Annotated in this window: 13 protein-coding genes and 1 pseudogene; 12 read left to right on the forward strand and 2 right to left on the reverse strand. The window is 47.6% G+C overall.

Annotated elements, in window-relative coordinates:
* Nucleotides 1-8 precede the first annotated feature (8 nt).
* The 3 genes from AC6RNO_RS05480 (at nucleotide 9) to AC6RNO_RS05490 (ending at nucleotide 2,459) form a co-directional block, all read left to right on the forward strand.
* Nucleotides 9-251, forward strand: coding sequence for a hypothetical protein (locus AC6RNO_RS05480; RefSeq protein ID WP_474679243.1), 243 nt, complete (start codon nucleotides 9-11; stop codon nucleotides 249-251).
* A 21-nt stretch (nucleotides 252-272) separates the two neighbouring features.
* Nucleotides 273-1,370, forward strand: a complete 1,098-nt coding sequence (locus AC6RNO_RS05485; protein WP_488437278.1) for a GerAB/ArcD/ProY family transporter — start codon at nucleotides 273-275, stop codon at nucleotides 1,368-1,370.
* A gap of 336 nt (nucleotides 1,371-1,706) precedes the next feature.
* Nucleotides 1,707-2,459, forward strand: coding sequence for a carbohydrate-binding protein (locus AC6RNO_RS05490; protein ID WP_497104874.1), 753 nt, complete (start codon nucleotides 1,707-1,709; stop codon nucleotides 2,457-2,459).
* A gap of 82 nt (nucleotides 2,460-2,541) precedes the next feature.
* Here AC6RNO_RS05490 and AC6RNO_RS05495 read toward each other — a convergent pair whose 3' ends face one another.
* Nucleotides 2,542-3,447, reverse strand: a complete 906-nt coding sequence (locus tag AC6RNO_RS05495; RefSeq protein ID WP_474679240.1) for a helix-turn-helix domain-containing protein — start codon at nucleotides 3,445-3,447, stop codon at nucleotides 2,542-2,544.
* 171 nt (nucleotides 3,448-3,618) lie between these two features.
* Between AC6RNO_RS05495 and bglB the strand changes: the two genes are divergently transcribed.
* The 5 genes from bglB (at nucleotide 3,619) to AC6RNO_RS05520 (ending at nucleotide 20,455) form a co-directional block, all read left to right on the forward strand.
* Complete coding sequence (bglB, locus tag AC6RNO_RS05500) at nucleotides 3,619-4,713, forward strand: beta-galactosidase BglB (RefSeq protein ID WP_497104875.1); 1,095 nt, start codon at nucleotides 3,619-3,621, stop codon at nucleotides 4,711-4,713.
* On the forward strand, nucleotides 4,710-5,720 hold the full coding sequence (locus tag AC6RNO_RS05505) for an alcohol dehydrogenase catalytic domain-containing protein (RefSeq protein WP_497104876.1): 1,011 nt from the start codon (nucleotides 4,710-4,712) through the stop codon (nucleotides 5,718-5,720). The genes bglB and AC6RNO_RS05505 overlap by 4 nt, the downstream gene beginning before the upstream one ends.
* Before the next feature lie 388 nt (nucleotides 5,721-6,108).
* Nucleotides 6,109-14,502 carry an immunoglobulin-like domain-containing protein gene (locus AC6RNO_RS05510; RefSeq protein WP_497104877.1) on the forward strand — a complete coding sequence of 2,798 codons (8,394 nt, stop codon included), beginning with the start codon at nucleotides 6,109-6,111 and terminating at the stop codon, nucleotides 14,500-14,502.
* A gap of 270 nt (nucleotides 14,503-14,772) precedes the next feature.
* Nucleotides 14,773-17,586 carry a fibronectin type III domain-containing protein gene (locus AC6RNO_RS05515; protein ID WP_497104878.1) on the forward strand — a complete coding sequence of 938 codons (2,814 nt, stop codon included), beginning with the start codon at nucleotides 14,773-14,775 and terminating at the stop codon, nucleotides 17,584-17,586.
* A gap of 22 nt (nucleotides 17,587-17,608) precedes the next feature.
* Nucleotides 17,609-20,455 carry a fibronectin type III domain-containing protein gene (locus tag AC6RNO_RS05520; RefSeq protein ID WP_497104879.1) on the forward strand — a complete coding sequence of 949 codons (2,847 nt, stop codon included), beginning with the start codon at nucleotides 17,609-17,611 and terminating at the stop codon, nucleotides 20,453-20,455.
* A gap of 147 nt (nucleotides 20,456-20,602) precedes the next feature.
* On the opposite strand, the gene AC6RNO_RS05525 is transcribed toward AC6RNO_RS05520, so the two are convergent.
* The gene (locus AC6RNO_RS05525; protein ID WP_497104880.1) at nucleotides 20,603-20,902 is read right to left on the reverse strand and encodes a DUF3817 domain-containing protein; all 300 of its coding nucleotides are present in this window, start codon (nucleotides 20,900-20,902) and stop codon (nucleotides 20,603-20,605) included.
* A gap of 293 nt (nucleotides 20,903-21,195) precedes the next feature.
* Between AC6RNO_RS05525 and AC6RNO_RS05530 the strand changes: the two genes are divergently transcribed.
* From AC6RNO_RS05530 to AC6RNO_RS05545, 4 genes and pseudogenes are all read left to right on the forward strand, one after another.
* Nucleotides 21,196-21,561, forward strand: coding sequence for a nuclear transport factor 2 family protein (locus AC6RNO_RS05530; RefSeq protein ID WP_497104881.1), 366 nt, complete (start codon nucleotides 21,196-21,198; stop codon nucleotides 21,559-21,561).
* A gap of 133 nt (nucleotides 21,562-21,694) precedes the next feature.
* On the forward strand, nucleotides 21,695-22,099 hold the full coding sequence (locus AC6RNO_RS05535) for a MarR family transcriptional regulator (protein WP_497104882.1): 405 nt from the start codon (nucleotides 21,695-21,697) through the stop codon (nucleotides 22,097-22,099).
* A gap of 84 nt (nucleotides 22,100-22,183) precedes the next feature.
* Nucleotides 22,184-23,206 (forward strand): oxidoreductase, encoded by a 1,023-nt coding sequence (locus AC6RNO_RS05540; protein WP_497104883.1) that lies wholly within the window; start codon nucleotides 22,184-22,186, stop codon nucleotides 23,204-23,206.
* Nucleotides 23,207-23,371: 165 nt separating this feature from the next.
* Nucleotides 23,372-24,007, forward strand: a pseudogene (locus AC6RNO_RS05545) (oxidoreductase); the annotation flags it as partial.
* Nucleotides 24,008-24,103 lie beyond the last annotated feature (96 nt).

Genomic DNA, 24,103 nt, shown 5'->3' on the forward strand with positions numbered 1-24,103 from the left:
ACGAACGGATGGCTGAAAAAATGATTGTTGTGATCTCGAGTTATTTGTTAATGACGTTCTATAATCTTGCCAAAATAAAGAAAATGGCGCTGCGCGACAAGATCGCATATGGAGTGACCGTTATTGCCTCTATTTATCTTGGTATTGAGTATGTTGGGGAATTTGGAATGCCGATTCTTCATGACATCGCATCATGGCTGTATAAAGATTTGGCTCATCATATAGTTGAGTATTTAGATAAAGATTCTTAGAAAAGGAGCAACATGACCTTTATGAATAAACAAATCATAAGTCAAGATCAATTGATCGTATTGTTTTTTGTTTATTTGACTGGCTCAGTTATTGTAAACCTTCCCGGTCCATTAATTGGATTCGCCCATAACGGTGTGTGGATATCTCTGCTGCTCTCCGGCACGGTTGCCATGATTCAATTACTGTTTGTTCTTTACATGGATAAGGAATATCCCGGACTATCTTTTAGTGAATATAGCCAAGCCGTTTTGGGAACCTGGCCCACCATTGTTATTGTTATTCCATTTATTTCGCTCTTATTTGAAATGAGTACAGATATCGTACATGAAGTAGGTAAATATGCTAACAGTTCTTTAATGAGGCAAACCCCTCAATACATATTTGATATCTTTATCTTCACCACAGTGGCCATAACTGTACGTGCAGGGATTGAAGTCATGAGCAGAATGTTTACCATTTTAATTTTCATCGTGATGCTGTTCATCATCTTGACTTTGCTGTTGTCCATTCCTAATTATCACAGAGAATTTCTTTTACCTGTTCTTCCTGATGGCATAAAACCTGTATTACATGGCGCTTACCTTTCATATGGTTTCACCCACGCAGAACCGGTCTTACTCGCCCTACTTCTTCCTTTTGTTCGTCGGCCGGCCCGGGATTTACATAAAAAGCTGGTTATTGCGTTTGGTATCAGCGTCATCACATTGATTGCGGTCTCTATATCAACCATTCTTGTTTTCGGACCCTTAGCCGGGGAAAGAAAGTATTCGATGGTAGAGGTTGCACGAATGATTGATGTACAACCTATTCTTCAGCGGGTAGAATTCATTATTGGGATAGCTTTAATCGTAGGTTCTTACATGAAAGCTTGCATTATACTTTTCATATTAAATCATTTAGTTGTACGTATATGTAAATTAAAGGACGAGAAAGTGTTTATATTACCTCTGACTTTTATCAATATGATATTTGCTTTTCTTTTACAAAGAAGCGAAGCAAAATTGACCGAGCACATCACGGTAATCCTTCCAATTTGGAAGTTGACCGGATTTACAATTCCTTTGTTACTCGTGGTTACAATTCATCTGCTAAAGAAAATGTTGTTATACAAACAATAAAGTCGCCTCGACTTCTCAATGATACAATGAGTATTGTTTGATGAGGAGGGGCGAATTTCTCTACCCTTTACTCTAGATCGCATTTACGCAATCTTATCAATGGACTATATTGAAAATGCCTGAGGCATATATTACGATTCCCTTAAGATTTAACTCGGAAAGGTGAACTAAAGAAGGGAGAGGGAGTTTGGTGGCAATCCATCGCAAGATCAAACAGCTCAAGACGGGGCTCTGCCTTTTGTTTCTGCTTCCGTTCCTATGGATGATTTCAACTTCGTTAAAACAAGGTTCTCAGATATACATCCATCCCCCGCAATGGATACCGAATCCGGTTCGATGGTCGAATTACCCGGATGCCATAGAACATATCGCGGGTATTCGGGCAATAGCGCGAGCTGCCCGGCCGATGCGGCGGTGGAGGTTCGGATAGGCGGCGTCAACGGTACGCTGATCGGGAAGGTTAACACGCCTCCGACAGCCGCATCGTGGGGCACTTACAAAACCGTTACGGCGCAGCTCACCCAAACGTTGTCGGGTATCCAGGATGTCTACCTCGTGATGACGGGCACGGGCAGCGCGGCTTACAAATACATCGGCAACTACGACAACGCGAGCTTTACGTTAAGCCCGCAAGCGCCCGAACAGGATGTGACGGTCGAATTTGAAGCCCGTTCCGCTTGGACAACGGCGGTGAACACGTTTAATAACAATCCGTTAAAAACGGAAAGCAATAATAACGGGACGACCGTGGGCAACACGTTTAACGGCGCTTGGATGACCTACAACGATGTGGATTTCGGGGCAAAGGGCAAAAACTATCTTGAGATCGTCTATGATGCGCCCAGCCAAAAATCGCCGGCCAACGTATTTGCGGAAATCCATGTGAACGATAAAGACGGTGCTATCATTGGCACAGTAAGCTTGCCCAATACGGGCACCGGCTGGGGAACCTACAAAACGGCCGGCGGACGCCTGGATCAACTGGTGAGCGGCAAGCAAACCATCTGCGTCGTGTTCAAGGGGACGACGACATCCGGTCTTATGTATGTAGGGAATCTGGATCGGATGAAGTTTTCCTTGAAGGAGTAAATTGTAAAATAAAAAATTTTCGAAGGTTTCAATTCCTCTTAGCGCTTGGGCTTCCAAGCGTTTTTGTTTTTCTTCGGCGAAATCAATTGAAAATTGAGGAGACAGTGTTCTTTTGAAACTGTCGAGCATATTTTCCCGGAGCCGTACCTACGGCATTACTAAAAGTACGTATGAAATGAGCATAATCATTAAAACCGCTTTCATAACATGCTTGAGTTGTGGATATGCAGCCCTGCTCTAATAGTTCCCGTGCCTTTATAATCCGCGTATTCACCAGATATTTATGAAAGGAAATGCCGGTAACTTCCTTGAAAAGCCGGTTTAACTGATGTCGGTTTAGACTGAAGAGTTCAGCAACCTGTTGAGCATTTAAATCCTGTTGATAATTGCTGGCGATAAATTCCATAACATGCATCAAGACATGATGGGAAGCAGTTTCAGCGTTATTAGAATCTGTTGAACGTATTCCCCGCATAACCACTTCATTGAGAAAGATAAGGATTTCAGCCAGAAGAATCCTTCGCTTGATATCCCATGCATATGAATTCGAATTCACATCAGCATCTAACAATTCGTCACCATAGTATGATAATAGCTTTTGGGCTTCCTCCGTAGTTAGTTTAAGGCAGTGGGTACGGTTTGAAGCAAGTATGTCGAAACATTCCAGCAGATTGGTATTAGAAGTGCAAAGAGGCTGGATATATAAAGGATTAAAATAAAGAAAGTATCTTTCATACCCTTTTCGGTCATGAATGATGACCCGGTGCTGGTCGCGAGTACTCAACAGGAAAAGGTCATTGGCGGAAACCATGTATCGTTTATTATCGATCCACATTTCTGCTCCCGGAGTGAGGGCCAGATAAATTTCGAAAACATTGTGGAAATGGTAATAGTTCATCACTTCCTTATCTGTCCCAATGACGTGTTCCAATTTAAGATCTACATCGTAGGGTTCTCTGACTTTTTTTAGGCCAATTATGCTATCCAATAGTATCAGCCCTTTTTGTTAGATATATTTGAGTAAATTCTAATCGCGCTTAAACAAAAATGCAATAAATAAAGACAATATTGCAATAATATTTTTTTACAATTCAATATAATCGAAATATGGCGAAAAAATATTTTAAATATGAGCGAAGCGGAAGGAAGAGATGTAATCATGAGAAGAGACGAATTGCTGAAACTATTTGAAAAAGTATCCTACAGGATGCAAACCCTCGACAATGAAACAGGTGTCAATGAGATCTGTCCAATAAGCATCATTGATATGGGGACCTGGGAGTGGGCTCAGGGAGTCGGTTTATACGGTATGCAAAAATACTATGCCGAAACGGGTAATCAAGAAGCGCTTGATTTCTTGATCAAGTGGTTTGACACCAATATCGCAAAGGGCCTGCCGGAAAAAAATATTAACACCGTATGCCCTCTCTTGACACTAACCTATGTGTATGAATATACAAATAATGGAATTTATTTAGATGTTTGCAGGGAATGGGCTGAGTGGGTCATGAAGGAACTGCCTCGGACCGAAGAAATGGGTTTTCAGCATATCGTTTCCGGAGTAGAAAATCCGGGACAGATCTGGATCGATACGCTTTTTATGACGGTACTGTTCATGGCACGAATGGGCAAATTATTAGATCGAGAAGATTATTTGGAAGAGTCATCCAGACAATTTCTGCTCCATATTAAATACCTGACGGACAAGAACACGGGGTTGCTCAATCATGGTTTTGACTTTAACGGACGACACAGCTTCGGTGAAATTCAATGGGCTAGAGGTAACAGTTGGTATACCTCTGGCGTGGTAGACTACCTTGATATCATAGGGAATTCAAACTTAGGGGTAAAATGGTTCTTATTAGATACTCTCCATGGTCAGATTAAAGCTTTGGAACAGTACCAGAACGAAAACGGCATGTGGCATACTCTCATCATAGAACCGGAATCCTATGTTGAAGCTTCAGCTACAGCCGGCTTTGCTTATGGAATCTTGAAAGCAGTACGGATGGGGTACATTCCCGAAACATATCGTGAATGTGGTATTAAAGGGCTTCATGCTATCCTGGATAGAATTTCGGAGGATGGGACTGTGACTGAGGTATCATACGGCACGGCTATTAGCGACCGACTGCAGGACTACAGGGATGTTCCCATTTGCCCCATGACATACGGCCAAGCGTTAACACTTCTTCTTTTAACAGAGGCATTAAAACTGAAAGCGGACTATTCTATACAGGGGCTGAATATATGAAAATGAATAGAAAAGCATACCTCGATAAAGAACATAGATTTACAATACAAGAAGAGGAAATTCCGGTACCGAAAGCAGATGAAGTTTTAGTCAAAATTAAAGCAAATGGTATTTGCGGATCAGATATTCATTTTTACCGGGATGGAAGATTAGGCAATTTCGTTGTAGAAGAGCCCTATGTTCCAGGACACGAATCCAGTGGAATTATTGAAGCGGTGGGAAGTGAAGTTAGAGGCTTTTCTGTAGGCGAACACGTTGTTATCGAGCCTGGTATTACTTGTAGGACTTGTATCTATTGCAAATCCGGGCGTTATAATTTATGCCCGGACGTTATCTTCCTATCAGCGCCTCCGGTCAATGGTACCTTTTGTGATTACATTTCTATACGTCAAGATATGGTATTTCATATTCCCCAAACACTATCCTTTGAAGAAGCGGCAATGGTTGAACCAGTTGCAGTGGGGCTTCACGCAGTAAATCGAGCCAGATTTAAAAATGGCGATACGGCAGTAATCCTTGGTGCAGGTCCCATTGGTCTGCTTACTGCGCAAGCTTTTAAAGCGGCAGGCGGAGGAAAGGTAATTTGTGTTGATTTTAATGAAGCTAGACTCATTTTGGCCAAAAAAATAGGAATGGATAAGGTAGCCTTACCTAGTGATACAGGTATAGAAGGTGCTGTCGTTTTTGAAACTGCCGGATCAAGTAAAGCTACAGCATCGACAGTAAATTATTGCCGTCCAGGTGGCTGTGTTGTACAGGTAGGTTGGCCAGGCGGAAATATCGTGGAGATGAACATTGCTGCCTTTATAGAAAAAGAATTGGACTATGTCGCAGTACATAGATATGTAAACGCATATCCTGCTGCGATACAATGGATTTCCGATGGCAAGATCAATGTAAAAGATCTAATTACGGATACTTTCTCATTTCATCAAATTGCTGAAGCTTTTGAGTATTCAAGTACACATCCGGATAAAGTTGTGAAGACCGTAGTTGTTAATGAGTAAGCGATACATGGGGATAATCACATGGGGAAAAGAGCTTTAGTCATGCAAGCGGTTGTGCTGGAATGACAGGAAGATCCTATCAACCACATTAATTGGAATAGATACAATAAGAAGGCAGCGCTTTGGAAGCACTTACGTTAAGATATTATGTGGTTTCCGAAACCATATAGACAAAGTTAATTATCCATTGTTATATTTTTGGGGAATAAGTCGAATTTTGCGTTCAAGTTTGAAAGGAGTCATCATGTTACGAAAAAAAGTGCTTTCCTCTCTGTCGATTGCTTCCCTGCTAACAGGCATGTGGGCCCCCAATCTAGCTGTTCCAACGGTACACGCAGCATCGGGTGACCCATCTGCAGACTCAACTTCCGCAAGCGCAGGAAGGTGGATGACCGGTGAGTACCATGCCCATACCGTAGAATCGGATGACGCGAAGACGGCGTTGACGGATGTATTGGACAATGCATTTGAGAAAAACGGTCTGGACTGGCTGGCGCTCTCCGATCATTTGCGCTTATCGAGCCATGATGACACCGGAGCATCCCTGTCCGGTTCAATCCCGTTGTCCATGGGTGTTGCTCAATATCAAGCGCCGAAAATCAAGCAGCTCCAGGATGCCGGCAAATACCCGGGCAAAACGATTTTCACCGGATTCGAGTGGGACATGCCTACTCGGGATCACAGTTCTGTCGGAATCGTTACCGACACGCCGGGATCGAATGAAGCGCTGAAGGCGATCCAGCACTTCGAGTATTTATTCTCAAACCGGGCCGCCAATTTGTTCGATCCCGCGGATGTTGCAACATGGAGCTCTGAAACGAGAGCTTATTCGACGCTGGACGATACGAAGAAAGGTTTTCAATGGCTTCGTGACAATTATCCGAACAGCTATGCGCTCTTCAACCATCCTTCAAGGAAGAATGGCACGTCTTCGGAATTGAAGGTTGCGGACATTCGCGACATCAATAATTTGGCACCTAATGTTGCGTTTGGCTTTGAGGGGATGCCGGGCAACCAGATGGCCCCTGATCGGGGTGAGACGACCGACTTATACGGCGGCGCAGACGTTAGAATCGCCAAGGTTGGCGGCGAGTGGGATGCGCTTTTGGGTGAAGGCCGCAGATTTTGGAACTTCGCCAACTCCGACTATCACTTTAAAATCGACAGCACGCGTTCCTATTCCAGCGGATACTATCCGGGCGAATATTCCAAGAACTATACGTGGGTTAACGGTTCCGGCATGAATGCCGTCGTCAGCGGCATGCGTTCGGGCAAGTCGTTTTCTGTATTCGGGGATATTATCAACGCGCTTGACTTCAAAATCTCAAACAACGGCACCTCCAAGGGAATGGGCGAGGAGCTGCAGGCTGCACCGGGAGACAATCTGCAGCTGACCATCCGGTTCAAAAGCCCTGAGAAAAACAATAACGGCGACCCGGTTCAGCTGGATCATGTAGACCTGATTGCCGGCGATGTAACCGGCAAGGCGCAGCCGGGAACGGATGCATACAACAAAGATTCCAACGATACGACCAAGGTCGTCAAGCGTTTCACCAGCGCAGACTGGACGACAGATGCCGAAGGCTATCACACGATTACTTATGCATTGGGTTCGGCGAGCAAGAACCAGTACTTCAGGCTGAGAGGCACCAATCTGGGGACGGATATTCCTGGCGAAACGAGCAACGGCGAGCCGATGATTGATGTGAAAAACGTGACCAAGGACAACGAAACCCGGTTTACCGAAATCAATAAACGCAATTATACCGATATGTGGTTTTACTCCAACCCGATCTTCTTGAACGTGCCGTATTCCGATAGCCAAGCTGTCTCCAGTACGCTGGCCAACCTGAATATCGCCACATCGGGTGTGACCGCGGATTTCCTGCTGCCTTCGACGAGCGCATACGGCAGCGCGACGATCCAATGGAATACATCAGATTCCAGCGTTATATCGATAGCGAGTGGAACGGCGCATGTTACTCGCCCTGCAAACGGCCAACCGGATGCCCAGGTGACGCTGACCGCGACAGTTACATCCGGAGCGGCAAGCCAAACGAAGACGTTCGTGGTAACAGTCAAGGCTAATAATGTTACTGCCAAGGATTCCATGCTGTTGTGGTATAAATTCGACAATAATCCCGGAAACGGCGTTACTGTTCCTGATGCTTCGGGAAATGGCAAGAACGGTACGCTGCTGAACGGCGCAGCGCTAACCGGCGAGCATGGCGGAGCGGTAGCCCTGGACGGTACGGATGATTCCGTGAAGATGCCCGATGAACTGTTGAAGGGCTTGACGAATGCCAGCTTTACCATGAGTGTGAAAGTGGACCCGGCGTATGCCAAGCCTTACTGGTTATATTCGTTTGGCACGGCTGATGCGGCTTGGACCGGCCAAAAGTATCTAGGTATGGTGGAGGACGGGAGCGACGTATTCCGGGTGGCCACTGCAACAAACGGATGGGTCGGAGAATTGAATGTCTCCAAAGGCTCGAAGCTCGCGGCAAATGTATGGAAAAATGTTGCCTATACGGTTTCCGGCACTACGGCGTCGCTGTACGAAGACGGCGTTCTGGTAAAGCAAGGCACCGTTGCGACATTGCCGAGCGCTATCGAGAAGACAATCGCCAACTATCTCGGCAGACCGGCGTATTCAGGCGATAAATATTTCAAAGGCAAGATTTCCGACTTCCGTATTTACAACAAAGCTTTGAGCGCGACGGAAATTGCCGCAGTAGCGGCAGAAGAAAACGCAGGGGTCGTATACGATGACAAAACGGCTTTGACTCTTGGGGATACTAGTGCCGTAACCTCCAATCTGACTCTGCCTGCAACTGGTACGAACGGAAGTACCGTCAGCTGGCAGTCCAGCGATCCTGCTGTCGCAGCAGCAGATGGAACAGTCAGCCGAAGCGGCGCAACGGCGAACGTTACGTTAACGGCAACGATTGCCAAAGGAACGGCATCGGATACCAAAACATTTACGGTTACGGTATTGGGAACAGGTGACGCAGGAATCGTCGGTCTTGATGCACAGACGCTCAGTCTCGGAACGTCGAACATCATTTCAACGAGCACCCTGACTCTGCCTGCAACCGGGGCAAACGGCTCTGCGATTAGCTGGTCCAGCAGTGACAGTACACTGATCGAACCAAACGGAACCGTGCATCGTCCGGCCGGGGCTAACAATGGCAAGGTTACTCTAACAGCTGCTCTTTCTTATGGCGGTGCAGTAAGCACCAAAACATTCGATCTGGTCGTGCTGTCGCAAACGCCGGTCTTGGCGGATTGGAAATTCAGTCAGGATAATGTCATCTCGGGCTCCTTGAGCAATGGGGACATGCAAATCGGAGACCTGTCCGGCTATGGCAACACGCTTTCGCTGGTAACGACAGGCAACGGTCTGAACGCAGCCGCTTCCAGCATGATGAGATGGTCTGACGATGGTAAAAGCCTTATTTTTAACAACTTCCGCGGCCAGTCGGTCGGCAAGTATTTGAAGACCATTTCCGGCGCGCCGATTAACAACGAGACTTTCATGAACGGTTTTACGATTGAAGTTCTGTTCAAAATGCCCGAAGGCTTTACGGCCGCCAACAACCAATGGTCAGGCATCCTGACCCGGCAAGGGACGGGTACGGCAATTGGAAAAACGGGCGGGGAAAAAGAAATCCTTACGACTCTGTCGGTATCCAATATTAGGGAGCTTCAGTGGGAAAGCTTTCCGACCAATTTGAACTATAATCCTAATGCCTGGTCCTTCGCTCTGGATAGTGCAAAGAACTGGTACCATGCCGCCGTCGTAAATGATGGTCACAAATCAAAAATCTATATCGACGGTGTCACCGATTTCCGTAATCCTTCCGACGAAGTGAATGGTATTGCACTCAATAGCGGCAAGGGATGGAATATCGGGGCGTCCGAATGGAACGGTGCGCTTGACGGGCTTTTTGCAGGAACCATTCAGGAAATCAAGATTACGGCGAACGCATTGGATAAGAGCCAATGGATCACCACGAATTTTGATACCGATGGAATTATCGACGGCAACAATAATAACACGCCGGTTGTCAGCAATAGCGGTACGTACAGCTTTGCATTTTTACCGGACACCCAAAATATGGTCAGGTATCAGCCGGAGATTTTTAGCAGTGAGCTGGGTTGGATTGCGGACCATCACACGGACAACAATATCAAAATGACCGTGTCGCTCGGGGATATCGTAGACCAATACGATCAAGTTGCACAGTGGAAGGCCGCCGCTGCCGGCTTCGACAAGCTGGATACGGCAGGAGCGCCTTATATCACGATGAGGGGCAATCATGACTCGCGCGGCTCCAGTGTTTATAATAATTACTTCGGAAGCAGCCGATTTGCCAACAAGACCTACTGGCACGGAGGGTCGCCGAGCGGATACAGCTCCTACGCCATCTTTGAGGCCGGCAGCTATAAGTACTTGATCCTCAGCGTCGACGGGTACAATTTCAAACAAGATTTGTCATGGGCACAGGGTATATTAAGGGACAACCCGAAAATTCCTACTATTCTTGTTTCGCACCAAATTCTCATCTTGGACAGCTCTGGCGTGCTTAGTTACGACACTACCGACTATGATTCCGGCGTATCGGGCAACGGACAATCGATATTCGATAATTTGGTTAAAAACAATAATCAGGTGTTTATGACTATCTCCGGTCACAATCACGGTACGAATTACCGGACTGTGAAGAACGCCAGCGGAAACGATGTTCTCGAGATGCTGGTTGACTATCAGTCGTATTATCACGGAGGCAACGGATGGCTCAGACTGATGGAGTTCGACGAAGGCAACAACCACCTGAACTTCAGAACCTACTCTCCGTGGGTGGCATCCATGAGTGAAGCCGACCGGACGGTGTTTGACCTGACAAACCTGACCGGAAGCAAGGACGCTTTTACGTATAATTTTGATTTTAACAAACGGCTCAGTTTCTTCAACAAAATCGGTAACTTGACCGGTACGGTAACCGATGGAACGAATCCGCAGGGAGATGCCAAAGTAAGCCTGACGGTTGGCGGAGTTGAATATTCCGCAACATCGGCGTTAGACGGAAGTTTCACGATCAGCAATATTCCTGTCGGCACAGGCTATACGGTAACGGCAAGCAAAGCAGGATACGGAAACGCAAGCCTGACGAATATGAGCATAGCATCCAATAAAACCACTTCCGGCACCATGGCCTTGACTCCTTTGTCATCCACCTATTATGCGGTGACCTTTGACAAGAATGGCGGAGACACGGAAGCGATCCCGGCAGCAAAGACGATCATTGTAAACGGACCGGTGGGTTCGATTACAACGAAGCCGACCAAAGCTGGTTATGTCTTGTCAGGCTGGAATACGAAGCCGGATGGAAGCGGCACACAGGTTACGGCAAGTACGCTCGTTACCGGCGATATGACCTTGTATGCCCAATGGACGGATAAGCTTTTGTGGTATAAATTCGATAACAATGCGGCAAACGGCACAGTTGTAACGGACTGGTCCGGGAATGGCAATAACGGTACGCTGCTCGGAGGCGCTGCTGCATCCGATGAGCATGGCGGATCGTTAACCTTCGACGGCTCGGATGATTCCGTACAGATGCCTAATGGCCTGTTAGCGGGATTATCGGATATCACCATATCCATGAACATGAAGATGGATCCGTCAATCGTCGATACTGCTTGGATCTACTCCTTCTCGAACGCTCCCGCTGCTGTTGCCGGCACAAAATACTTGGCACTGCTGGAGTCTACGTGGGGCGGTTATTTCAGGGGCTCGATCACGAAAAACTGGTACACGGATGAACAGTCTGCGGGCAAGGGTGCGCTCCTTAATCGGGGCGTCTGGAAGAACATCGTCTACAAGATCTCGGGAACCACAGCAACGCTGTACGAGGACGGACAGCAGATCGGGCAGGTTGCGGGTTTGACCGTATTGCCCAAAGATATCGAATCCACCATTGCAAATTATATCGGCAGACCTGCATATAGCGGCAGTGGCGATAAGTATTACAAAGGTAAAGTGTCTGACTTCCGTATTTATACGAGAGCTTTGAGTTCCAACGAAATTACGGCGCTTGCCGCAGAAGGTCTTGCGGACCAAGGTGCGGTTAAAGGTAATGTCACAGACGGAAAGAACCCGCTCCAGGGAGCTGTCGTAACACTGACGACGGGAAGCCAAGGCGTGTATACCGCAACTACGCTGGCGGACGGCAGCTATACGATCCCTGATGTCCCGGTAGGCACGGGCTATACGGTGACAGTCAGCAAGAATGGTTATGAGAGTGGCAGCGCAGGGAATGTGAACGTTGCTGCGGATGCAGCCACAACGGGAGTGAACGTCACGTTGGCTGCACTTCCAGGCACGATCGGCGGAACGGTAACAGACGGGACGAACCCGATTGAAGGGGCAACCGTAAGTCTGACGGTTAACCAAAGCGTGTACTCGGCAACTACAGCGGCAAACGGCAGCTACATCCTCATCGGAGTCCCGGTAGGTACGGGGTATACCGTAACAGCCAGCAAGAACGGTTATGCAAGCGGCAGTGTCGGGAATGTGAGCGTAACGCCAAATGCAGCCACAACGGGAGTGAACGTCACGTTAACTTCTCTTCTGGGTGCGATTAGCGGAACGGTAACAGACGGGACGAACCCGATTGAGGGAGCAACCGTGAGCCTGACAGTCAACCAAAGCTTGTACTTGGCAACTACAGCGGCTAACGGCAGCTACACCATAACCGGAATTCCCGTAGGTACGGGCTACACGGTCACAGCCGCCAAGAACGGTTATGTAAGCGGCAGTGCGGCGAACGTGAGCGTAACGGATGGCACAGCTACGACCGGCGTGAACTTTGCTCTGACCGCGATTCCCGTTGTAGTTATACCAGGCTCCATCAGCGGAACGGTCACCGACGGAGCAATCCCGATCGCGGGGGCGACCGTAAGCCTGTCCGTTTATCAAACAGTATACTCTGCCACTACAACGATGAACGGCAGCTACGTCATACCGGGCGTTCCGGCTGGAACGGGCTATACCGTCACGGCGGTTAAGAGCGGTTATGAGAGCGGCAGTGTAGGGAACATAAGTGTGACGGAAGACAGAGCGACGACCGGCGTGAACTTTACTTTGAGTCGGACTGTGTCGCATCGTTCGGACTTGACGGCCCTGGCGCTTAGCAGCGGCACCTTGAAACCTGTATTTAACAAAGATGTTTTAACCTACCAAGCCCAGGTTGGAAATAGTGTGGACAGCGTAACGGTAACCGCATCGGTATATGATCCGGCTGCAACCTTGAAGGTGAACGGTGTATCCATAACAAGCGGTATGGCAAGCCCGCCGATCCGTTTAGTCTCGGAGACCACTAGTCTGACCGTAGAAGTGACGGCGCAGGACGGTGTTACCAAAACCGCTTATGTTATTGCCATTACCAAGGATAAAGCGGACAACAGCAGCTCGCCTTCCACTTCACCAAGTACTACGCCAGCCAATCCGGATACGAAGATCGACATTCCGGCAAGCGTCAACGGACGGAATGCGGAACAGCTTGCAGCAGGCGAAATGGTGAAGCAGGATGGAAGATCTGTCATTAAGGCGACAATCGACGGCTTCAAGCTCCAAAACAAGCTGGCCCAAGAAGCTGCAAAATCACATGTGGTCATTCCGGTAACACAGGCATCGGACGGCGTCATCGTCTTGTTGACAGGAGACACGGTGAAATCTATGGAGAACAAGCAGGCGCTCCTGGAAGTTCAGACTCCACACGCCAACTATAAGCTGCCTGCTTCGGAAATTGTGATTGACCAAGTATCCAAGCAGCTTGGCAGCTCAGTCAAGCTCACAGATATCTCTGTACAGGTAGCTATTACCAAGAGTGATGCGAAGACGGTTCAGGATGTTCAGAACAGGTCGGAAAAAGAACGGTTCTCCGTCGTGGTGCAGCCTGTAGAATTCACGGTAACGGCTTCGTACAATGGCAGAACCGTAACCGTGGGCAAATTCAGCTCCTACGTGGAACGTGAGATTCCGCTGCCTGCAGGCGTCAGCCCGGATAAAGTGACAACGGCTATCGTGATCGAGCCGGGCGGAACTACCCGTCATGTTCCGACTTATATTACGAACCGTGACGGCAAATATTACGCGGTGATTAACAGTTTGACCAACAGCGCCTACTCGTTGATCTCGCATCCGGTGACATTTGCCGACCTGCAGGGGCATTGGGCGAAAGCGGCTGTTCATGATCTGGCATCCCGTATGGTAATCAAGGGAACGGATGAAAGCCGCTTCAGTCCGGATGCTGCGATTACCCGTGCAGAGCTTGCGGCAATCGTCGTTCGGGCCCTCGGCTTGGCGGAGGACGGCAGCCATTTGTCGTTCACCGATGTGAAATCCGGCGATTGGTTCGCAGGCGCAGTGGAAAAAGCGCGGGAATACGGTATTATCAACGGATACGAGGACGGAGCCTTCCATCCGGAGAACATCGTTACCCGCGAAGAAGCGATGGTCATGATCGCCAGAGCAATGAAGCTGACCGGCCTTGACGCCAGCGCCGACAAACAAGAGCAGCAGCAAGCGTTCGCTCCGTTTGCCGACCGCAGCCTTGTGTCGGAGTGGGCGAAGCAAGAGATGGCGGCCGCTATCAAAAATAAGCTGGTAGAGGGCTCCGCAGGAGCGAAACTGCTCCCCGGCAGCAGCATTACCAGAGCGGAAACGGCAGCCATCATCGAACGGATGTTGGTACAAGCCAAGCTGATCAACTAAGTCAACCGGAAGCCTTCATCGTCATACGCCATGTGTGACGATGGGAGCTTCTGTTTGTATATCCGCGGCAGTGGATAAGCAAAGTCCGGTGCCGACGATCATTAGATTCTGCGAAGTGGTTTTTATCGACCTGTCATTATTATAAATTTATTAACAAAAAATAGGAGGTTTTTCTCGATCTATATCGAATAGTGTGATTAGTTGGGAAAATGTTGTAAAATAAGTCTGACAATAATGATACGAAACGTATCAAAAAGAGGTGGGATTTGAATGTTAAAAAGCATGCTGAGTCTGTTGTTCGTTGTGTTCTCCGCTTTTATCTTTGCAGGAAGTGCGAATGCGGCGGGAGAGGTTCGCGTTACGATCGTGTACCTGAATCAATCTACCCCACTTGAAGGAGATCCGTTTTACAAGGACTTGAAGATCAGCGCTCAAGTAAAGTCCGACAGTGAGCTGAAAACTGTTATCGCCAGAGTGGATGATAGGGAGACCGCTCTTCAACAAGATTGTGAATCTTGTATGTGGACAGGGACACTTTCGCTGGATGGTTTGGCAAAAGGGAAGAAGACGCTTATCGTAGAAGCGACCAATCAATTGAATCGAACGGGACAAGCGTCTTTTAAGTTTGTCCATGACGCTCCCCCAGAGGTGACTGTCGCACCTGCGGACCAATCTGTGATCGATGCATCAAGTCCATTTAAAGTCACCGTTACAACGGAGGATGACCGTTCCGTTCCGAAGATCTACATGGAGCTCTCTGTACAAGATGGAGTCGGATTCGGGACCTTAATCGGGGAAGGGAGCTTGGAGCATACGTTTGACCTTAAGGATTATCTGGGGAAAACGATGCAGTTGAAAGTGGAAGTATACGATTACGTGGACGGAGTAAATTCACTGGAACGGTTTAGAGGGTATTACACTTATCATGTCGTGTCGGGGGCATCGCTTGTAAAAGCGGATGAAGCCGACGGCATCGTTATTGATTATAACGATACCCAAATCCTTTACAGACAAATAAGCGACGGTTCGCTGTATGTGAAAAACCGTTCTACGGGCAAGAGTACGCTTGTCTACAAGGGTTACGGTCATATAACTGAAACCAAACTTACGTCGGAGGCTATCGTTCTTTGGCTTTTAGATACCTCGACCAGGGATGGCCGAATTTACATATGGAAAAACGGTGTGCTTACCGACACGGATGTCAAGTTCACCGAGAGATGCTGCACTGATTCAAACGTCATGCAAATAGAAGGAAAGTATGCACTGATTCCAATACCGTCAGATCAAGTAGTTTGGATAAATACGGAAACCGGTGAAGTGGACAAATCTGTCAAAAATGCCGGAAGAGCGAGCCTTGCTGCTAACGGGCAATTTGTTTTTGATTATAAACCTGGCGGAAGCAGCCTAACCAACATTTATCGTTTTGCAGCCAAAAATCAGATAGAACCTTTTATCCAAGATCCCAACTATTCGAGCCTTGATCCTGCTTGGGACGGTGACACCTTGATCTATACCCGTTCGGACGGAAAGCTGATCAAACAGTCGAACCAATCGGTTTCGGAGGTGGCCGCTTCAACTTCTTCCGATCATTACTTGGTCAATCAGGGGTGGGTCGCTTTTCCGGGAAGAACAAATGAAGGTACGAACCAAATCTTTTTGCAAACGCCTCAAGGTACGGTGACTCAACTGACCTACAATTTTACGGGTAATCCTCGCCTTGATCGATTGGCGGCGGATGGATCCGTTACGCTTACGAATGCGAACAAATTATACATTCGTACACCTGATAATGTAACACCGGTCCAATTAGGCTCCGATCAAGGGAACGCGAAAAATTTGAATGGAACATGGTACGCGGCATACGGGAAAGAAATTCTTAAGGTCAAGCAAATAGTCTCGGATACCATTCCGCCAACGTGGCCTGCACAGGGTGGACTGAAGGTATCGAGCATCACAGCGCAAACTGCATTTCTTCAGTGGGAGCCCGCTGAAGACAACTTGGGCGTGATCGGCTATAACGTCTATCAAAACGGCAGCCTGGTGACGACGAGAGCTCGTTATGAGCCTGACATAGTCGTATACGGGCTTACCCCGAATACGACATATACGTATGAGGTCGAAGCTTTTGACGATGCCGGCAATAAAAGCCCCAGGCTGAGTGTAACGTTCAGTACAGCTCCCGTTTCAACCAAAGACACCATTCCTCCGAAATGGTTTGCCGGTGCTGAGTTTTTTGTTACTGGTCTCACCTACAGCACAGTGACGTTCCAATTGCCTTTGGCCTTCGATAATGTAGGCGTAACTCAGTACCGAATTTACCGCGACGATGAATTAATCGATACCATTGCCGGATCGGTATACAGCTACCAGGCTGTCGGTTTGGCTCCGCAAACCACTTATGTATTCTCCGCGGTGGCGCTTGATGCAGCAGGGAACGCCAGTGTGGATAATCCAAGCTTGAGCGTTACAACACTCACGCAAGATACGGGTTCGGCCGCTGCAATAGCTTTCAGCTCGGGCTCGGAGATTGCCGAAGTCGGCTCCACAATCGATGTGCAGATACGCGCCAACGACGCCAAGGACTTGTACGCGTTCTTGCTGAAGCTGCAGTACGATACGAGCCGCTTGAAGCTGACGAAGATTGCTTACAGCAGCGAGTTCGGCACGGAGAACGTTACCGCTGTGTTCGGCAAGGACAACCAAGCGGCCGCTGGACTCTTGAAGCTGACCGGCGTGCAGCTGGGAGCTGTGCCGGGCAAGAACGGCAGCATCGGTTTAACGACCTTGAGTTTCACGGCGCTCAAAAACGGTGAAACGGCGCTTACGCTGCAGCCGGAGTCAGCTATAACCGACAGCAAGGGGCAGCAGCAGAATTTATCGGCAGCCTCGTTCAATATCGCAATCGGCGGCGGGGATTTCGATCATGACGGCAAGGTAGGGCTTAGCGACCTCTTCCTCATATCGCAAAAAAATGGTTTAAAGAAAGGGCAGCCGGGCTACGAGGAGCAGTTTGACTTAAAGCTGGATGGTATCATCGACAGTAAAGATATTCAGTATGTTGCCAATAAGGCGGCGAAAGGATAATAAATCGAAAGGTGGAAATTGTATGAGAAGAAATATTCTCGGTTTAAGTGTGTTCAGCTTGTTGTTTGCTATCGTGGTCAGTTTATTATTTTCAAGCAGCACCTATGCTGCCGGGGAGATCAGTGTCAAAATCCTCGAACCAAAGACAGCAGGAGACCCTATCCCTGTTGATACTAATTTCGTTGTCCAGGCGGAAGTAAATCCACCGGATATTGAGATCAAGACCGTTAAGGCAAAAGTTGAAAGCAAAGAGATTTCTCTACAAAAAGAGTGCCGGCGTGAGTATGATTGCGTATGGAAAGGCGAAATTCCGTTGGAAGGACTCGAGAAAGGCAACAAGACACTTGTGGTTACAGCAACGAATCAGATCAATCAATCCGCACAGGCGACCAGAGCAATCAAATACGACTCGGCGCCGGTGCTGACCATTGATGAACCGAAAGATCAGTCTGTCCTTACATCGAACAAGCTTCATATCGGTATGAAGGCAACGGATGATTTTTCGGTGCCTGAGATTAAGGTGGAATTGTTCAGCATAGATGATTTTAAAGTGGTTGGGACGGCTACCGGCAATGGAGTTATCGATCATTGGTTTGATGTTACGGATTATGCAGGTAAAGCTCTTCAGCTTTATATTGCGGTCTATGATAATAATTATGTTGACGGGCGCCCGTTTCCACGAATTAACAAATATGACACAACCATATATGCCGAGATTAGCGATCGATTAAACAAGGTCGACCAGGCAGAAGGGGAAATTCTCGACTTTGATGACAATCGCCTGTTGTACAAAGTGTACAATTCCGGTTTATATATTAAAAATCGTTCTACCGGTGAGATTACACTTGTGAAGCCATTAGCCCAGGAATATGTGGTTGAGGCCAAGCTAACAGCGGGTGGGGCAGCTCTTTTGATCAAAAGCACCGCAAATATAGAAACCAGGCTGTATACTTGGAAAAACAATAAACTGACATTTACCGGGATCGAATCTAAAGATTATTGCTGCTCTAATACAGACCTAATGCAAATTAAAGGCGATTACTTTCTCTACCCCTCTGGTATTCAGATAAATACGGTAACGGATGAACAGGTCGCACTTAAAGGATTCGAACAGAATCTAGCGGCAAATGGAGAATTTGTATACGTTAGTAGAGCAGATGAGAGTCAGAAGTACAACATTTACCGTTATCGCTCTAATGGCCAGACAGAAACAGTCGTTCAAGACAAAGATTACGATAGCCATTTGCCGAAATGGGATGGAAATGTGGTCGTTTATCAACGAGGAGGCAGCAGTATTTTCAAAATAGAGAATGGCACCAAGACAGAGCTTAGCTCTAATTCATCTCAAATTGATTACGAAATCAATCAAGGCTGGATCGCGTTTACAAAGGAATTGCAGGGGCAAACACAGCAAATTTACCTGCAGTCTCCAGAGGGCACAGTGACTCAGGCGACCTACTATTTTACCAATAAGCCACAGATTGATAACCTTGCGGCGGACGGTACGTTCTCGTTCACGCATTCCAATCAGTTGTATATACGCACGCCGCACGATGAGACGCCTGTTTATTTGGGATCATCCAGAGGCAGAACCAAGATCGTAAATGGCAAGTGGTACAGAGCCGTTAGTAAAGATCTATTCGAAATCAAATTAACCCCGGGAGATTCGACTCCGCCGGCATGGCCGTCACCGGATGTGCTTACGGCGGCCGATGTCACTGGACTAAGCGCGCGCTTGCAGTGGCAGCCTGCTATAGACGATGTTGGCGTGACTACTTATAATATTTACCAAAACGGCGTCCTGCTCGATACGGTCAGCGGCGATATACGCAGCTACTACGTAAGCGGACTTGCGCCGAACACAACGTATAGGTTCGAAGTAGAAGCCGTTGATGCGGCCGGCAACAAAAGCGCGGTAAAGCCGGCGGCATCGGTTACGACACCACCGGTTTCGGCCGGCGATAATGTCGTTCCCATTTGGCCGGCCGGCGCACAGCTTTCCGTGTCGGACGTAACCTACAGCAGCGCGAAGCTGCAGTGGCCGCAGGCGTCGGATAATGTAGGCGTGAGCCAGTACCAAATTTTCCGAAACGGCGAGCACATCGATACCGTGAGCGGATCCGTATACAGCTACCAGGCTGCCGGCTTGGCTCCGAAAACAACGTATACGTTTTCTGTAGTTGCGCTGGATGCGGCCGGCAATGCCAGCACAGGCAATCCGAGTGTGAGTGTGACGACACTCAGCAGTGTCCCGGCCCAGACTGCGGGAATCACGTTTACATCCGCTTCTGAAATTGCCGAAGTCGGCTCCACGATCGATGTGCAGATACGCGCCAACGACGCCAAGGACTTGTACGCGTTCTTGCTGAAGCTGCAGTACGATACGAGCCGCTTGAAGCTGACGAAGATTGCCTACAGCAGCGAGTTCGGCGCGGAGAACGTCACCGCTGTGTTCGGCAAGGACAACCAAGCGGCCGCGGGACTCTTGAAGCTGACCGGCGTGCAGCTGGGAGCTGTGCCGGGCAAGAACGGCAGCATCGGTTTAACCACCTTGAGTTTCACGGCACTCAAAAACGGTGAAACAGCGCTTAATCTGCTGCCGGAATCAGCGGTAACGGACAGTAAAGGGCAGCAGCAGAATTTATCGGCAGCCTCGTTCAACATCGCAATCGGCGGCGGGGATTTCGATCATGACGGCAAGGTAGGGCTTAGCGACCTTTTCCTCATATCGCAAAAAAACGGTTTAAAGAAAGGCCAGCCGGGCTATGAAGAGCAGTTTGACTTAAAGCCGGATGGCATCATCGACAGTAAAGATATTCAGTATGTTGCGAATAAGGCAGCCAGGAGTCTGTCCTATGAACCTCAGTAGAAGGTATCAATATCTTGTAAATCAGGAATGGTAAAATATGAATTAACAAAGAGACTGTCGCGGCACATTAGCGACAGTCTTCTGCGTATTTGTATCTCTCATCCGGAAGACTCGGGTTAGCGGCGGTGGCAGGCTGCTTCGCGCAGATCATCGGCTCCGCACGCGTTTCTTCAAGCGGACGTCCAGCACGAAGTTGCCGAACGGCAGCAGCGACGCCAGGAACGCAACGATCGTCAGTCCGTAGCTCCAGCGGTCGGCGAATTTCACGTAAACGAGGGCGAGCACGTAGATGCCGAACAACCAGCCGTGCATAGTTCCGGCAAACGCGACGGCCTCCGGGATCTCGGCCCAATATTTTAGGGGCATGGCGATAAACAGAAGCACTAAGTATGAGATGCCTTCGAGGTAGCCGATTATTCTGAACCGGCCGAGTGGTGTTCTTAGCATGCGGGCTTTATCTCCTTTTGTATTGAAAATGTCAATTTAAGTATAAGAAAGTCCCGGCGGTCTGCATAGTGAACAATAAGTGACATATCTCACATACCGCCGGGTTTGCCTGGCAGCACTCAATTGGTATCAAGGGTTATTTGAGATGCCTTGGCTAATGCTCTTATCTGTAATGATGGGGCTGGCATCAATCAGAATCCCACGAAATTTCCCGCTTGACAAAATAAAAGGTTACATTTACTATTTTAGTTGCATGCACATGCATATAACATCTAAAAGGAGAAATGAACAAAATGAGTAGAACGACATTGAAAGACTATGAAGAAATCGTCAATGCACTGAAAGGCTATATTGAAGGTAACATTTCAGGGAAAAGTGAAGTCATGAAATCGACTTTCCATGATGACGCAATTATGTATGGTTACACAAACGACGGCAACCTCAGTGCGGGATCCATTCAAAACTTGTATGATTTAATCGATCAGTTGGGGCCTGCAAAAGATCTCCAATATAGAATTGATGTTCTGGACGTCGCAGTCACTGTTGCTGTTGTTCGTGTCATTTTGGAAGGTCCAGGGGTTGTATATACGGATTACCATACTCTTTTGAAAGTAAATGGCGAATGGAAAGTGATTTCTAAAATATTCCATCAGCACTAATGTACAATAAGCAGCATCTGCCTCTGCTCGATTCATGCCTTTTTAGGCTTTGGATCGAGCTTTTGGTTTATGAAATGCGGTCATAAGGGATTTTTCTAAAAGTATACTTTTATATAGATCGGGTGTGCTGAAGTTGAAAGCGAAAAACAGACTTTTGGATACTTGGCTGTCTTTGACTCAAATTCACTCCAACATAAACGATGAACTGGAACAAGCGCTGCAACAACAGTATGATTTATCTTTGAAAGAGTTTTACGTTCTGTATTTCATATCTCAATCAGAACATAAGGAATTGCGGTTACAGCAGCTGCAAGAAATGGTTGGTTTAAGCCAGAGCGCTGTATCGAGGCTTATAGTAAGAATGGAAGCCAAAAACTGCGGGGCCCTGGAAAGACATATATGTGAGGACGATCGCAGAGGTATTTATACTGGAATTACTGAATTAGGTGAAAATAAATTACAACGGGCACTGAAAACTTTTAACGAGGTTTTACAATCTGCACTTCAAAAAGATGGAGTGGCGTACTGTGTGAGTTGACAAAAGAAAATAAAATGGTATTATATATGCGTGTGCATGCATATTTTAATTCGCTATCCAAACAAATAGAGAGGAGTCTTTCTCATGAAAGATTTATTTAGTCCTTATACAATTAAAGGCCTGGAATTAAAAAACCGCATTGTAATGTCCCCGATGTGCCAGTACTCGGTCGACAAAAAAGACGGTATTGCAACAGAGTGGCATTATTTACACTATGTAAGTCGCGCGGTTGGCGGTGCCGGATTTATTATGATTGAAATGACAGATGTAGAGCCGGATGGACGTATTTCCGACTATGATCTTGGATTGTGGTCAGATGAGCAAATTCCGGCTTTAAAACGAATTGTCGATGCTTGCCACAGTTATGGCGCCAAAGTGGGAATTCAGATTGCTCATGCCGGTCGCAAAGCGGAAGATGCCGAAGTTCCCGTAGCGCCTTCCGCCATTGCTTTTGATGAAAAATCAAAACAACCTAGAGCTCTTTCAACAGAAGAAGTTAAAGGTCTAGTGGAAAAATTCCGCAGTGCCGTAGCTCGCGCTGTTAAAGCCGGATTTGATGCCATTGAACTTCATGGGGCTCACGGATACTTAATTCATCAATTTCATTCGCCCCTCACAAACAAAAGAGACGATGAGTACGGTAAAGACCTCACTAAATTTGGTCGGGAAATTATTGCGGCAGCAAAAGCAGAAATGCCGGAAGACAGGCCGCTTATGATGCGCATTTCCGCTAAAGAATACGTTGAGGGCGGATATGGGATCAAGGAAAGCATTGCTTTCGCTAAAAAATATCAGGAAGCGGGAGTGGATATGTTTGATATCTCATCCGGCGGAGAAGGACCGATTGCTGCATGGGGCAGACCTGGCAGCCACGCGGCTTATCAAGTACCTCTAGCTCGAGAAATCAAACAAGCCCTTAATATTCCGGTAATAGCTGTCGGAAGACTCGATGATCCAATTTTGGCGAATGCCGTAGTAGGCAATGAAGACGCCGATCTGGTCGCTGTGGGAAGAGGGCTGCTAAGAAACCCTTACTGGGCACTGGAAGCCGCAGCGAGTCTGAGAAAAGAAACAGCGGTCCCTAAACAGTATACGACAGGGTTTTAAGATAGAAAGTTGTGTTGAATAATGTATCCCTTCATACACAATAATACCGTTACAGGTTTGTAATTGATGCGTCCACGTTGTAATCTTTAATTAACTATTATAAGAAAAAAGCTCGGAGGTACACTATGTCTTATTCCGAATCTGTGCATTCATTATTCCGTCCATTCTCATTGGGAGCGGCTCGGATTTGACGGGGTTGAAATTCACGGCGCCCATGGATATTTGATCGACCAATTTTTCTGGGAGAAAACAAATACACGTACGGATAGTTATGGCGGCAGCATGGTAGCACGCACCCGTTTTACAGCAGAGGTTGTTAAAGCTTGCCGTCTTGCTGTGGGTCCCGATTTCCCGATCGTGCTGCGTATCTCGCAGTGGAAAGGATCGGACTATACAGCGAAACTGGCCAAAACACCGGACGAACTGAAACAATTTTTGGCACCGCTGGTCGAAGCGGGAGTTGATATGTTCCACTGCTCGACACGTCGGTTCTGGGAACCCGAATTTGACGGTTCTGATCTAAATCTTGCCGGTTGGGTTAAAAAACTTACCGGTAGACCAACCATTACCGTTGGCTCTGTCGGCCTGGACGGTGATTTTATGACACTCTTTACCGAAGGAAAAGGTGCCGGCAACGCAAGTGTCGAGGGATTGGTGGGTAAGTTAGAGAATCATGAGTTTGATTTGGTAGCCATCGGAAGAGCATTGCTGGTAGACCCTGCGTGGGTCAGCAAAATTCGCGACGGACGAACAGACGATTTAGTTCCGTTTAGTCCTGAAGCACTCAAAACGTTATATTGATTTGGTATCCGAAAATTGGATTATGACAAATTTTTCCAATATGAACCGGAGCTGGGGCGATTGATTCGATCCAGTTCCGGTTTTTTAGCTTTTCCA

This window comes from Paenibacillus sp. sgz302190, from assembly GCF_059820445.1.

Coding starts and splice junctions, on each gene's coding strand:
- AC6RNO_RS05520 (WP_497104879.1), top strand. CDS start 17,609: ATGAGAAGAAATATTCTCGGTTTAAGTGTGTTCAGCTTGTTGTTTGCT.
- AC6RNO_RS05530 (WP_497104881.1), top strand. CDS start 21,196: ATGAGTAGAACGACATTGAAAGACTATGAAGAAATCGTCAATGCACTG.
- AC6RNO_RS05505 (WP_497104876.1), top strand. CDS start 4,710: ATGAAAATGAATAGAAAAGCATACCTCGATAAAGAACATAGATTTACA.
- AC6RNO_RS05525 (WP_497104880.1), bottom strand. CDS start 20,902: ATGCTAAGAACACCACTCGGCCGGTTCAGAATAATCGGCTACCTCGAA.
- AC6RNO_RS05480 (WP_474679243.1), top strand. CDS start 9: ATGGCTGAAAAAATGATTGTTGTGATCTCGAGTTATTTGTTAATGACG.
- bglB (WP_497104875.1), top strand. CDS start 3,619: ATGAGAAGAGACGAATTGCTGAAACTATTTGAAAAAGTATCCTACAGG.
- AC6RNO_RS05540 (WP_497104883.1), top strand. CDS start 22,184: ATGAAAGATTTATTTAGTCCTTATACAATTAAAGGCCTGGAATTAAAA.
- AC6RNO_RS05515 (WP_497104878.1), top strand. CDS start 14,773: ATGTTAAAAAGCATGCTGAGTCTGTTGTTCGTTGTGTTCTCCGCTTTT.
- AC6RNO_RS05485 (WP_488437278.1), top strand. CDS start 273: ATGAATAAACAAATCATAAGTCAAGATCAATTGATCGTATTGTTTTTT.
- AC6RNO_RS05490 (WP_497104874.1), top strand. CDS start 1,707: ATGGTCGAATTACCCGGATGCCATAGAACATATCGCGGGTATTCGGGC.
- AC6RNO_RS05510 (WP_497104877.1), top strand. CDS start 6,109: ATGACCGGTGAGTACCATGCCCATACCGTAGAATCGGATGACGCGAAG.